Raw genomic sequence first — 12,451 nt, 5'->3', positions numbered from 1 at the left:
TTGACTTAGCTGCGGGGAGATCGTAGCATCAGAGGTATGAGCCAGGGCGTTTATCTGACCCGGCGTCCGGACGTGGACTTCGGCCACGTCGCCAGCGCACGGTGTTGTTGATCGAGGATCTTCGTTCCCCCTTCCCTCCCACCTCGACGAGGGTCCGGCCCCACGGTCGCCCTCCCCGCGCGTCAACGGTCCGGTCATGACCCCGCGCTTCCGCTCGCCCGTGCTGTGCCGTGCCGTGCCGTGGTCGCGGCCGGGCCTCGCCCGAGCCCCGGAACGCGCACGCCGAGGTGGCCCCGATCCCCGGACCCATCCTCAGCCAGCTGTGAACTTCACGGAGGTTCCCATGACGGAGACTCTGCCCCGCCCGACTCTGAACGCCGAGGGTTTCAAGCGCGCCCTCGCGGTACACGCGGCGGGCGTCGTCGTGATCACCGCGCAGACCGACGGCGTTCCCGCCGGGCTGACCGCCACCTCGTTCTCCTCGGTCAGCCTCGATCCGCCCCTCGTCTCCTTCTACGTGGACCAGTCGTCCACCACGTGGCCCTCGCTGCGCGAGGCGGACCACTTCGCCGTCAACGTCCTGGCCAGCGACCAGGCCGACATCGCCGCCAGGTTCGCCCGCAGGGGCGTCGACCGGTTCGCGGACCCCACCCGGTGGCGTCCGGGGCCGCTCGGGGCGCCGCTGCTCGACGACGTCGCCGCGCATCTCATCTGCCTGCCGTACGAGACCGTCGGCGTGGGCGATCACCTCCTCGTCGTGGGCCTCGTCGCCGAGGCCGAGGTACGCGCCCCGGGCCGCCCGCTCCTCTACCACCAGGGCCGCTTCGGCCGTTTCATCGCCCATCCGTGACCGGGTGGGGTCTCCTTCACCTCTCCGCGCGCGGGCGACGGCGCCCGCGCTCACCTGTGGCCCGGCCGCCCGTCGCGGACCGGCCCGCCTTTCACAAGGATCAGTCGTGACCAGAACCACGCGTGCCCTCATGTCCGTCGCCCTGGCCGCCGTTCTCGCCGCCGGCTGCGGCTCCACCTCGGGTTCGGCGGGCGGCACGGAGACGACCGAGCTGCGCTACCAGGGCAGCGTCGGCGCCGTCGGCTTCCCGGAGCTGGCCGAGGACCTCGGCTACCTCGGAAACATCAAGCTCAAATGGGTCGGCAACACCATCTCAGGTCCCCAGGACATCCAGTCGGTCGCCACCGGCCAGACCGACTTCGGCGGCGCCTTCAACGGCGCCATCATCAAGCTGGTCGCCGCCGGGGCCCCGATCAAGGCGGTGATCGGCTACTACGGCAGCGACACCGACAGCTACATCGGTTACTACGTCGCCGACGGGTCGCCCATCAAGGGCCCGCGCGACCTGATCGGCAAGAAGATCGGGGTGAACACGCTGGGGGCCCATCTGGAGGCCGCGCTCAAGGAGTATCTCAGCCGCGGCGGTCTCACCCCCGAGGAGATCGCCAAGGTGCAGCTGGTAGTCGTGCCGCCGGTTAACACGGAACAGGCGCTGCGTCAGGGACAGATCGACGTGGCCGCCCTGTCGGGTGTGCTGCGCGACAAGGCGCTGGAGCGCGGCGGCATCCGTCCGCTCTTCAAGGACATCGACCTGTTCGGCTCCTTCACCGCCGGCAGCGTCGTGCTCACCAAGCGGTTCATCGCGCAGAACCCCACCACGACGCGCAGGTTCGTCGAGGCGTTCGCCAAGGCGGTCGACTGGACGCAGACCCATCCCCGCGCGGAGGTGATCGCCAGGTTCAAGCAGATCATCGCCAAGAGGCATCGCAACGAGGACGCGACCACCGTCGGGCTGTGGAAGAGCAGCGGCGTGCACGGCAAGGGCGGCGTGATCGCCCCGAGCGAGTTCCAGACCTGGCTCGACTGGCTGAAGCGGGAGGGCGAGATCAAGCCCGACCAGGTGAAGCTCTCCGACCTCTACACCAACGAATTCAACCCCTTCGGCACCGGGAGCGCCGCATGACCGTGAACGTCGCCGAGTACAACCCGTCCGGGTACGCCGACGCGCCCGTGAAGATCAGCCTCAGGGACGTCGGCAAGACCTTCCCGATCAGGGGATCCGACCGGACGTTCACCGCCCTCGACGGGGTCGGCCTGGACGTGCGCGCGGGGGAGTTCCTCACGCTGGTCGGCCCCAGCGGATGCGGCAAGTCCACGCTGCTCGACCTGATCGCCGGCCTCACCGCGCCGACGACCGGGCGGATCGTCATCGACGGCGTGCCGGTCGACGGGCCCGGACCTGACCGGGGAGTGGTCTTCCAGCAGTACGCGCTCTTTCCCTGGCGTACCGCCCTGGCGAACGTCGCGTTCGGGCTGGAGGCCAGGGCCGTGCCGAAGGGCGAGCGCACCGAACGGGCCCGGCACTATCTCGACCTGGTCGGGCTGAGCGGGTTCGAGCAGCGCTACCCGCACGAGCTGTCCGGAGGGATGCGCCAGCGCGTCGCGATCGCGCGGAGCCTGGCCTGTGATCCGGAGGTGCTGCTGATGGACGAGCCGTTCGCCGCCCTCGACGCGCAGACCCGTGAGTCGCTGCAGGAGGAACTCCTCCTCATCTGGCAGAAGACCGGCAAGACCGTGGTGTTCATCACCCACGGCATCGACGAGGCCGTCTACCTGGGAGAGCGGGTGGCGGTGATGACGTCGCGGCCCGGCCGGATCAAGCACGTGCTCGACATCGGCTTCGACTCCCGTGACGGAGACCTGCGCGCCGATCGGCGCTTCGGCGAATACCGCCACCACGTCTGGACCCTGCTGCGCGACGAGGTCGCCGCCGCCCAGGAACAGGAGCGAGCCCGTGGCTGACACCGTCACCACCTCCCGCGTCCCCGCGGTGACCGGACCGGCCGGAACCGGCGCCGAGACCAGGACCGAGGCCTTGGCCGTGACCGTGACCGAGACCGAGACCGAGACCGCCGCGGCGGCGGGCCGCCGTCGCTGGACGGGGTCGTGGCCCGCGCTGCTCGCGCGGCGGACGCTCGCCCTCGTGCTGCTGGCCGCGGCCTGGGAGGTGCTGCCCAGGACCGGGCTGGTCGACCCCGTGTTCGTGCCGCCGCTCTCACAGGTGCTGGCCGCCTGGTACGACCTGCTGCTCAGCGGGCAACTGGCCGAGCACTTCGAGGCGTCGCTGATCCGCTCCCTCGGCGGGTTCGGCCTCGCCATCGTGGTGGCCATCCCCCTCGGACTGGCCATCGGCTGGTACCGCCCGGTCGCCGACTTCCTCAGCCCGGTGCTCGAACTGTTCCGCAACACCTCCGCCGTGGCGCTGCTGCCGGTGTTCATCCTGATCCTCGGCCTCGGCGAGCCGTCGAAGATCGTGTTCGTCTTCTACGCCTGCTCGTGGCCGATCCTGCTGAACACCATCAGCGGAGTGAAGACCGTCGAGCCGCTTCTGGTGAAGTCGGCCCGCTCCATGGGGCTCGGGCCGCTGCGCCTGTTCCAGAAGGTGATCCTCCCGGCGGCCGTGCCCACCGTCTTCACCGGTGTCCGGCTGGCCGGGGCGACCTCGATCCTCGTCCTGCTCTTCGCCGAGATGGTCGGCGCCAAGGCCGGCCTCGGCTACCTCGTCCAGGACGCCCAGTTCAACTTCCGCATCCCCGACATGTACGCCGGGATCATCACGATCTCGGCGCTCGGCCTGCTGTTCAACCTGCTCCTGCTCCGCGTGGAGCGCCGCTTCTCGACCTGGAGGACCGTCTGATGACCACCCGGAAGCTCCATCTGAACGCCTTCCTCATGGGCGTGGGGCATCACGAGGCCGCCTGGCGCCATCCGCGCACCGAGCCCGCCCGGCTCACCGACGTACGGCACTACCAGCAGCTCGCCCGGATCGCCGAGCGGGGCAGGCTCGACTCGGTGTTCCTCGCCGACGGGCTGGCCCTGCACGGGGACGTCCGGCACAACGCGCTCGGCGGGCTCGAACCCCTCACGCTGCTGTCGGCGCTGGCCGCGGTCACCGACCACGTCGGCCTGATCGCCACCGCGTCCACCACCTACGGCGTGCCGTTCCACCTCGCCCGCGCGTTCGCCTCCCTCGACCACATCAGCGGGGGGCGGGCCGGATGGAACATCGTGACCTCCGCGGGTGAGGCCGAGGCCCGCAACTTCGGCATCGAGCGGCCCGCCCACGCCGACCGCTACGCGCGGGCGGACGAGTTCCTGGAGGTGGTCACCAAGCTGTGGGACAGCTGGGAGGACGACGCCGTCGTCGGCGATCGCCAGGCGGGTCTGTACGCCGACAGCCGGAAAATCCACCCGGTCAGGCACGCGGGGCGCTATTTCCGGGTGAACGGGCCGCTCAACACGTCCCGGACCCCGCAGGGGCGCCCGCTGCTGGTGCAGGCCGGCTCGTCCGAGGACGGCAAGGAGTTCGCCGCCCGGCACGCCGAGGCCGTCTTCACCGCCCAGCAGACCCTCGCCGAGGGCCAGGAGTTCTACGCCGACCTCAAGGGCCGCCTGGTCCACTACGGCAGGCAGCCCGGGGAACTGCTGATCCTGCCCGGTCTGTCCCCGATCATCGGGTCCACCGAGCGGGAGGCGCTGCTGCTGGAGAAGGAGCTGGAAGACCTCATCATCCCCGAGTACGGCCTGGCGCAGCTGTCCACCATGGTCGGCATCGACCTGACAACGGACGACCTGGACCGGCCCCTGCCGGACGTGCCCGTCGAGACGGAGGGGGCGCAGAGCCGCCGGAAGCTGGTCGTCGACCTCGCCCGCCGGGACGACCTGACCGTGCGGCAGCTGCTCGTCCGCCTGGCCGGCGGGCGGGGGCACCGGGTCGTGGCCGGCACGCCGGAGCAGATCGCCGACGAGATCCAGGAGTGGTTCGAGAACGGCGCGGCCGACGGGTTCAACATCATGCCGCCGGTCCTGCCGGGCGGCCTGGAGGACTTCGTGGACCACGTCGTCCCCGAACTGCAGGTGAGAGGGCTGTTCCGGACCGAGTACGAAGGCCGGACCCTGCGCGAGAACTACGGCCTCGCCCGGCCCGCGTCGCGGTACGCGCTGAGCCGGCGCCTCGAGGTGGTCGGGTCGTGAGTTCCCCCGCCTGACGGGCGTCCGGCGGGCCGCCGGCCCGTCCGAAATCACCGAAGCCCCGGCCGTGACCGTACGGCCGGGGCTTCGGTGACGTTCAGGCCGCGATGGGGGAGTAGGCGGCGGCGTCGCCGGTCAGCACCGTGCTGGGCCGTCCGTCCGTGCCGACCGGAACGCTCCCCGCGATGGTGACGCGGTGCAGGCGGCGCGGCCGGTCGCCGAAGTCGTGCACGACCCGGTGCTGGGTGGCGCGGTTGTCCCAGACGGCGACGTCGCCCGCGGCCCAGCGCCAGCGCACGGTGTTCTCCACCTGGGTGACCGCGTCCTGGAACAGCCGGATGACCGAGTCCGAGACGGACGACGGCAGCCCGCTGATCCGGCGGGCGAAGTCGCCCAGCAGGATCGACCGCTCCCCGGTCTCCGGATGCACCCGTACGACGGGATGTTCGGTCTCGAAGACGGTGGAGGCGAAGACCGCGGCGTGGGCCCGCGCCCGCTCGGGGTTGTCTGAGCCGGAGATCCGCGCGTAGTCGAACTGGTTGGTGTGGACGGCGCGCAGCCGGTCGGCCAGGTCGCGCAGCTCGGTGGGCAGGTGCGCGTACGCGGCGGCGGTGTTCGCCCACAACGTGTCGCCGCCCGCCTCGGGCACGGTGAGCGCCCGCAGCACGGAGGCGGCCGGCGGCCGGTCGACGAAGGTGACGTCGGTGTGCCAGCGGTCGACCTTCTGGCCGTCGCGGTAGTCGAGGTCGAGGATGTGGGCGTTTCCGCCGAGAGAGGGAACGGTCGGATGAGCCGTGGTCGGCTCGCCGAGCAGCTCGGCGAAGGCGACCTGGCCGCGCTCGTCGAGATGCCCCTGCCCGCGGAAGAAGACCACCTTGTGGGTGAGCAGGGCCCGGCGGATCTCGGCGACCACGTCCGCGGGGAGATCGCCGCCGAGACGCACACCGGTGATCTCGGCTCCGATGCGGCCTGCGACGGGGGTGACGGTGAGCGATGACATCGAGTTCTGGTCCTTCCGGTAGGGGGAGATCCGTTGACAGATTAACCCACTTTTCCTACTTTATTAATAGGTATTCCCTTCGCGGCCACGGCCGAACCACCGAAAGGCCCACCCCCCGATGTCCAGAAGTCGCCTTCTGCCGGCCGGTCTCTCCTTGTTCCTGTTACTCACCCTGGCCGCCTGCGGCACGCGCGGCGAGAAGAGCGCGGCGGCCGGTGCCGCCGGGCCGGTGAAGGGCGGCACGCTCACGTTCGCCGTCAACACCGAACCCTCCACCTGCCTCGACCCCCACCAGAGCCCCGCCGACGTGGCCGGCCTGTTCACCCGCCCCGCGCTGGACTCACTCGTGTCCCTCGACGCCGAGGGGAGGATCCACCCCTGGCTGGCCACCAAGTGGACGGTCTCGCCGGACCAGAAGACGTACACGTTCACGCTGCGCGAGGGCGTGAAGTTCTCCGACGGCACGCCCTTCGACGCCGCGGCGGTCAAGGCCAACCTGGACCACATCGTCGCCCCGGCGACCAAGTCGCAACTCGCCGCGGGATACATCGAGCCGTACAAGGGCAGCGAGGTCACCGGCCCGCTGACGGTGAAGGTCCACTTCGGCAGGCCGTACTCGCCGTTCCTGTCCGCCCTGGCCACGGCCTACTTCGGCATCGAGTCGCCGCGGTCGCTCAAGCAGCCGCAGGACGCGCTGTGCAAGAAGGTCGTCGGGTCCGGGCCGTTCGTGATCGACGAGTACGTCCAGCAGAAGAGCATCACCTACCACCGCAACCCCGGCTACGACTGGGCGCCGGAGGGCGCCGGGCACACCGGGCCGGCGTACCTGGACAAGCTGGAGATCAAGGTCATCACCGAGGACTCGGTCCGGCTCGGCGCGCTGACCAGCGGACAGGTCGACGGGATCGCCAGCGTGCCGCCGGTGAACGTCAAGCAGGTGCGGGCCGATCCCCGGCTGACCGTCACCACGCGGCAGGCGCCGGGCGGCAACTACAACTACTACCCGAACACCACCTCGGGGCCCTTCGCCGACAAGCGGGTCCGGGAGGCGTTCCGCGACGGCATCGACTTCGCGACGATCGTCAGGAACCTCTACTTCGGGGCGTTCCAGCCCGCGGCGAGCCCCATCTCCCCGTCCACCGACGGATACGACAGGACACTCGAGGGCAGGACGGAGTACGACCCCGCGGCGGCGGGCCGTCTGCTGGACGAGGCCGGCTGGTCCGGCCGGGACGCCGAGGGCTACCGGACCAAGGACGGCAGGCGACTGACGATCCGCTGGGGATTCCTCAAGGCGGCCGCCCGTGAGCAGCGCGACACGCTGGCCGAGCAGATCCAGGCGGAGGCCAAGAAGATCGGCTTCGACGTGCAGTTCGTCGCCGGCACCGTCAACGAATGGCTGGAGAGATACCCCAAGGGCGACTATGACCTCGTCGACTTCAGCTGGCAGCGCGCCGACGGCGACACCCTGCGCAACCTGTTCGGCACCTCCAGCATCCCCACGGCCGCCAAGTTCGGGCAGAACGCCGCCCGCCTGTCCGACAAGGACGTCGACGGCTGGCTGAGCGACGCGCTGGACACGACCGACCAGGCCAAGCGGGCCGAGCTGTACGCCAAGGTGCAGCAGCGGGTCACCGGCGAGGCCGCGGTCTTCCCGGTCTACGTGTTCACCTACCTGCTCGGGGCCTCCAGGAAGGCGCACGGCATCGGCTGGGAGCCGCAGGCGTACCCCACCTTCTACGACGCCTGGGTCGAGCAGGCATGACCGCCGTCGCCGTACCGGCCGCCCGGACGCGAGCCCGGGCGGCCCGCCCGGCGCTGGTGCGGCTGGGCACGTCCGTCATGGTGCTGTGGGGGGCGGTGACGGTCGCGTTCGCCGGCCTCCACCTCACCCCGGGCAACGTCGTCGACCTGCTGATCGGCAGCAGCACCGTCACGCCCGAGGTCCGCGCCCGGATCGTCGCCGACTACGGGCTGGACCGGCCGCTGGTCGTCCAGTACCTCACCTACCTGGGCCGGGTGCTGCACGGCGACCTGGGCCAGTCGTACCAGCTGCACCAGCCGGTCGCCTCGGCGATCGGCGCGCAGGTCGGCTCGTCGGTCCAGCTCATGCTCTCCTCGTTCACCCTGGCGGTCGTGGTCTCGGTCACGGTCGCGGTGCTGACCGCGGGCCGCCGGTGGGCGCGGGCGGTCTTCTCCGGCATCGAGCTCGTCGGCGTCTCCATCCCGTCGTTCTGGGCGGGGATCCTGCTGCTCACCGTTTTCTCGTTCGGGCTGGGGCTCTTCCCCGCCACCGGCGGGGACGGGCCGGAGAGCCTGGTCCTGCCGTCCGTCGCGATGGCGATCCCGGTCGTCGCGACGCTCAGCCAGGTGCTGCGCGAGGGCCTTGAGCTCACGCTGGAGGAGCCGTTCGTGCTCACCGCGCGCTCGCGCGGCATGTCCGATCTCGGCGTACGGCTGCGGCACGCGCTCCGGCACGCCCTGATCCCTGCGGTCACCCTGGCCGGCTGGCTGGTCAGCTACCTGTTCGGCGGAGCTGTGATCATCGAGTCGGTCTTCTCCCGGCAGGGCATCGGGCGACTGACCCTCGCGGCCGTCGTCAACAAGGACCTGCCGGTCGTGATGGGCGTCGTCCTGATCGCCTCGCTGCTCTACGTCGTGATCAACATCCTGCTCGACCTGCTCTATCTGGCCGTCGACCCGCGACTGCGAGGTGCCTGAGTGACCGCGTCCACCGTCGCGTCCCCCGTGCTCGTGATCGGGCGCGGACGGCGCCGAGCGCCCCGCGCCGGAGTCTGGGCGGCCGCCGCGTTCCTGCTGGTCCTGGCGGTGATCGTGGTCGCGCCCGGCCTGGTGGCGCACGGATCGCCCGATCTCGCCGACGCCGTCTCGGCGCTCCGCCCGCCCGGCGGCGGCCACCCGCTCGGCACCGACGCCAACGGCCGCGACGTGTTCTCGCGCATCGTGTACGGGGCGAGGCCGTCGGTGCTGGCCGGGCTGACCGCCACCGCCCTCGCCGTGACCGGAGGCACCGCCGTCGGGCTGCTGGCCGCGCTCGGCGGGCGGGTGCTCGACGAGATCGCCATGCGCGTCGTCGACGTGCTGCTCTCGCTGCCCGGACTGCTGCTGGCCCTGCTGGTCATCGCCGTCGTCGGCCCGGGGACGCTCAACGCCGTCCTCGCCATCGCCGCGTACACGCTGCCCGGCTACGCCCGCCTGGTCCGCGCGCAGACCATGGTCATCCGCCGGTCCGGCTACGTCGAGGCGGCCGTCTCACTCGGTCTGACCAGGGCCGGCGTCATCGCCCGGCATGTGCTGCCCAACGCGGTCGCGCCGCTGCTGGTGGTCGCCACGATCGAGGTCGGCACCGCGCTGGTCGCGGCCTCCTCGCTCAGCTTCCTCGGCCTCGGCCCCCGGCCGCCCGCCCCGGAGTGGGGGGCGATGCTGTCGGCCGGGCGCGACTACTTCTCCGTCGCGTGGTGGGTCGCGCTCTTCCCCGGCCTGGCCATCACCCTCACCGTCCTGTCCGTCACGGTCGTCGGCCGCCACCTGCGGCGGCGCGTCGAAGGGAGGCTGCCGTGATCCCCGGCCAGCGGCTCGCCCCGATCGTCGAGGTGTCCGATCTGCGCGTCTCGTTCGGCACGATCGAGGCGGTCCGTTCGATCTCCTTCACGGTGCGCCCGGGGGAGTGCGTCGCCGTCGTCGGAGAGTCGGGCTCGGGTAAGAGTGTCACGGCCCGCACGCTGATCGGGCTCACCGGCCCGGACGCCCGGGTGACCGCGCGGTCGCTCGTCGTGGCCGGCCGCGACGTCTCCGCCTACGGCGAGCGGCAGTGGCGGGCGGTGCGGGGCGGCCAGGTCGGCTACGTCCTGCAGGACGCGCTGGTCTCGCTCGACCCGCTGCGACCCGTCGGCAAGGAGATAGCCGAGACGCTGCGGCTCCACCGGGCCGTGCCCCGCGCGGACGTGCGGCGGCGCGTGGCCGAGCTGCTGCGCGAGGTCGGCGTGCCGGAGCCCGAGCTGCGGGCCGCGCAGTACCCGCACCAGCTCTCCGGCGGGCTGCGCCAGCGGGCGCTGATCGCCTCGGCGGTCGCCTGCGAGCCGCCGCTGCTGATCGCCGACGAGCCGACCACCGCCCTGGACGTCACCGTGCAGGCGCAGATCCTGCGGCTGCTGGCCGAGCGCCGCCGGGCCGGGGCCGGGCTGCTGCTGATCAGCCACGACCTCGCGGTGGTGGCGGAACTGGCCGACCGGGTGCTCGTGATGAAGGACGGGACGGTCGTCGAGGAGGGGCCCACGGGCGACGTGCTGGGCGCGCCCCGGCACGCCTACACGCGCCGGCTCCTCGCTGCGGTGCCCTCCGAGCACGGCAGGGGCACCCGGCTCACCGTTCCGGAGGACGGCCCGGCCGCGCCTCCGGCGGCGCCTCCGCCGCCCGGCGGGGTGGTGATCAGGGCATCCGGTCTGGCCAAGTCGTTCACCGGGCCGGACGGGCGGCGCAGGCCGGCCGTCGACGGGGTGTCGTTCGAGCTGCGCGCGGGGGAGACGCTCGGGCTGGTGGGGGAGTCGGGCTCGGGCAAGACCACCACGGCCCGTCTCGTGCTGGGGCTGGTGGAGCCCGACGCGGGCGAGGTGGAGATCGACGGGAGGTCCTGGCGGAGACTGGGCTCCGCCGGACGGCGCGCGCTGCGGCGGCACATCCAGGTGATCTACCAGGACCCGCTCAGCTCGTTCGACCCTCGTTTCACGGTGTGGCGGATCCTCGCCGAGGCGCTCGCCGTCGGCGGCGAGCCGCGCCGCACCCGGCGCGACCGCGCGGCCGAGCTGCTCGGGCAGGTCGGCCTGGAGGCGTCCCTCCTGGACAGCAGGCCGCTGCGGCTGTCCGGAGGACAACGTCAGCGGGTGGCGATCGCGCGGGCGCTGGCGCCCCGGCCCCAGGTGATCGTCTGCGACGAGCCGGTCTCCGCGCTGGACGTGTCGATCCAGGCCCAGGTGCTCGACCTGCTCGCCGACCTGCAGGCCGAGCTGGGTATGGCCTATCTGTTCATCTCCCACGACCTTGGCGTGGTCCAGCACGTCAGCGATCGGGTGCTGGTCATGCGGGACGGCCGGGTGGTGGAGTCGGGAGACGTCCGCCAGGTCTTCACCGAGCCGCGCGCGGCGTACACGCGTGAGCTGCTGGCGGCGATACCCCGGCTGGAGCCCCGGGCTCGCGACGAGGAGGCAGTGGCATGACGTACGACATCGGAATCGTCGGGGCGGGCGTGCACGGCGTGTCGGCCGCGTTCCAGCTGGCCCGGCGCGGCGTGCCCGTGGCCGTGTTCGACCGGGGCCCGATCTCGGGAGGGCCCACCGGCCGGTCGGGCGGCATCTGCCGGGCCTACTACACCGATCCGTTCCTGGCGGAGACCGCGCGCGACGGCATCGCGTTCCTCGCCGGCTTCGCGGAGCGGACCGGCGGGCACCAGTCGGGCTTCCGCCGGACCGGCGCCTTCTATCTGCACGGGCCCGGCGACGTGGCCGCCGCGGCCGAGACCGCCGCGCGGCTCGGCTCGCTCGGCGTGGAGAGCGAGCTCGTCGGAGCGGACCGGCTGCCCGGCAGGCTGCCGTACCTCGATCTGGACGGCGTCGCCGTCGCGGTCTGGGAGGCGAACGCCGGTTACGCCGACCCGTACGCGACGACGACCGGGCTGGCCGCGGCGGCGCGGCACCTCGGGGCGGTGTTCCACCCCGGCCTGCCGGTCGTGGCGCTGGCCGAGAACGCCCGAGGGGCGGCGGTGGTCACCTCCGACGGCCGGGAGCACCGGTTCGGGCGGCTGCTCGTGGCCGCGGGCCCGTGGACCGCCCCGCTGCTGCGGCCGCTCGGCGTCGACCTGCCGCTGACCGTGGAACGGCACGTCGTGGCGGTCGCCGAGCACGACCCGGCGGACACCGCGGGCCTCGTCCCGCACGTCCTGATCGACATCGCCGGCGGCTACTACACGACCCCGCAGCCCCGCACGCAGTATCTCGTCGGCGGAGTCATCTCGGCCTCCGCCGCCGACCCCGACGACTTCGCCGCGCCCCGCCCCGGTGAGCTGGACAGGCTCGCCGCGGCCGCCGGCGCGCGCTCGGCGGCCCGCCGCCGCGCCAAGGTCGTCGGCGGCTGGGCCTCCCTCTACGACGTGAGCCCCGACTGGCAGCCCGTCGCCGGTCAGGTCGGCGAGCACATCTTCGTCGACGCGGGCACCAGCGGCCACGGGTTCAAACTCGCGCCCGCCTGGGGCGAGCACGTCGCCCGGCTGCTCCTCGACGAGCCCGACCCCCGATTCGCCGCCTTCGGCCCCGCCCGCTCCGGCACCGGCGGCGAGCTCGCCGCCGGGTTCGGCCCTGCCCGCATCCTCGGCTGATCCACCACACGATGACAAGGAG

Annotated in this window: 11 protein-coding genes; 10 read left to right on the top strand and 1 reads right to left on the bottom strand. The window is 72.2% G+C overall.

The window, feature by feature from the left end; all coding sequences use genetic code 11:
* The first annotated feature begins 343 nt into the window (after window positions 1–343).
* The 5 genes from JOL79_RS28475 (at window position 344) to JOL79_RS28455 (ending at window position 5,044) form a co-directional block, all read left to right on the top strand.
* Entirely contained in the window at window positions 344–850 is a 507-nt protein-coding gene (locus JOL79_RS28475; RefSeq protein WP_210158984.1) for a flavin reductase family protein, read from the top strand.
* A 106-nt stretch (window positions 851–956) separates the two neighbouring features.
* Complete coding sequence (locus tag JOL79_RS28470; RefSeq protein WP_307848788.1) at window positions 957–1,973, top strand: ABC transporter substrate-binding protein; 1,017 nt, start codon at window positions 957–959, stop codon at window positions 1,971–1,973.
* Window positions 1,970–2,812, top strand: coding sequence for an ABC transporter ATP-binding protein (locus tag JOL79_RS28465; protein WP_210158983.1), 843 nt, complete (start codon window positions 1,970–1,972; stop codon window positions 2,810–2,812). The genes JOL79_RS28470 and JOL79_RS28465 overlap by 4 nt, the downstream gene beginning before the upstream one ends.
* Complete coding sequence (locus tag JOL79_RS28460; protein WP_307848787.1) at window positions 2,805–3,707, top strand: ABC transporter permease; 903 nt, start codon at window positions 2,805–2,807, stop codon at window positions 3,705–3,707. Before JOL79_RS28465 ends, JOL79_RS28460 begins: the two co-directional genes overlap by 8 nt.
* Window positions 3,707–5,044 carry an LLM class flavin-dependent oxidoreductase gene (locus JOL79_RS28455; protein ID WP_210158982.1) on the top strand — a complete coding sequence of 446 codons (1,338 nt, stop codon included), beginning with the start codon at window positions 3,707–3,709 and terminating at the stop codon, window positions 5,042–5,044. The genes JOL79_RS28460 and JOL79_RS28455 overlap by 1 nt, the downstream gene beginning before the upstream one ends.
* A 94-nt stretch (window positions 5,045–5,138) precedes the next feature.
* Here JOL79_RS28455 and JOL79_RS28450 read toward each other — a convergent pair whose 3' ends face one another.
* Window positions 5,139–6,041 (bottom strand): TauD/TfdA dioxygenase family protein, encoded by a 903-nt coding sequence (locus JOL79_RS28450; protein ID WP_210158981.1) that lies wholly within the window; start codon window positions 6,039–6,041, stop codon window positions 5,139–5,141.
* 154 nt (window positions 6,042–6,195) lie between these two features.
* On the opposite strand from JOL79_RS28450, the gene JOL79_RS28445 reads away from it, so the two are divergent.
* Genes JOL79_RS28445 through JOL79_RS28425 form a run of 5 tightly spaced genes read left to right on the top strand, consistent with a single transcriptional unit; the run spans window position 6,196 to window position 12,429 of the window.
* A complete protein-coding gene (locus tag JOL79_RS28445) occupies window positions 6,196–7,806 on the top strand; it encodes an ABC transporter substrate-binding protein (protein WP_230985654.1) in 1,611 nt (536 codons plus the stop codon).
* Window positions 7,803–8,762 (top strand): ABC transporter permease, encoded by a 960-nt coding sequence (locus JOL79_RS28440; RefSeq protein WP_210158979.1) that lies wholly within the window; start codon window positions 7,803–7,805, stop codon window positions 8,760–8,762. The genes JOL79_RS28445 and JOL79_RS28440 overlap by 4 nt, the downstream gene beginning before the upstream one ends.
* The gene (locus tag JOL79_RS34615; RefSeq protein WP_210158978.1) at window positions 8,763–9,623 is read left to right on the top strand and encodes an ABC transporter permease; all 861 of its coding nucleotides are present in this window, start codon (window positions 8,763–8,765) and stop codon (window positions 9,621–9,623) included. It begins immediately after the preceding gene.
* Window positions 9,620–11,275, top strand: coding sequence for a dipeptide ABC transporter ATP-binding protein (locus JOL79_RS28430; RefSeq protein ID WP_307848786.1), 1,656 nt, complete (start codon window positions 9,620–9,622; stop codon window positions 11,273–11,275). The genes JOL79_RS34615 and JOL79_RS28430 overlap by 4 nt, the downstream gene beginning before the upstream one ends.
* Window positions 11,272–12,429: an NAD(P)/FAD-dependent oxidoreductase gene (locus JOL79_RS28425; RefSeq protein WP_210158977.1), complete on the top strand. Its 1,158-nt coding sequence runs from the start codon at window positions 11,272–11,274 to the stop codon at window positions 12,427–12,429. Before JOL79_RS28430 ends, JOL79_RS28425 begins: the two co-directional genes overlap by 4 nt.
* Window positions 12,430–12,451: the final 22 nt, after the last annotated feature.

The sequence above is a fragment of the Microbispora oryzae genome, assembly GCF_017896165.1.
GTDB lineage: Bacteria > Actinomycetota > Actinomycetes > Streptosporangiales > Streptosporangiaceae > Microbispora > Microbispora oryzae.
This window is presented reverse-complemented; position numbering and strand designations above follow the sequence as displayed.

What these genes read in the sequence shown, in the direction of transcription:
- JOL79_RS28475 (WP_210158984.1), top strand. Translation starts at nt 344, where the DNA reads ATGACGGAGACTCTGCCCCGCCCGACTCTGAACGCCGAGGGTTTCAAG.
- JOL79_RS28465 (WP_210158983.1), top strand. Translation starts at nt 1,970, where the DNA reads ATGACCGTGAACGTCGCCGAGTACAACCCGTCCGGGTACGCCGACGCG.
- JOL79_RS28455 (WP_210158982.1), top strand. Translation starts at nt 3,707, where the DNA reads ATGACCACCCGGAAGCTCCATCTGAACGCCTTCCTCATGGGCGTGGGG.
- JOL79_RS28450 (WP_210158981.1), bottom strand. Translation starts at nt 6,041, where the DNA reads ATGTCATCGCTCACCGTCACCCCCGTCGCAGGCCGCATCGGAGCCGAG.
- JOL79_RS28440 (WP_210158979.1), top strand. Translation starts at nt 7,803, where the DNA reads ATGACCGCCGTCGCCGTACCGGCCGCCCGGACGCGAGCCCGGGCGGCC.
- JOL79_RS28425 (WP_210158977.1), top strand. Translation starts at nt 11,272, where the DNA reads ATGACGTACGACATCGGAATCGTCGGGGCGGGCGTGCACGGCGTGTCG.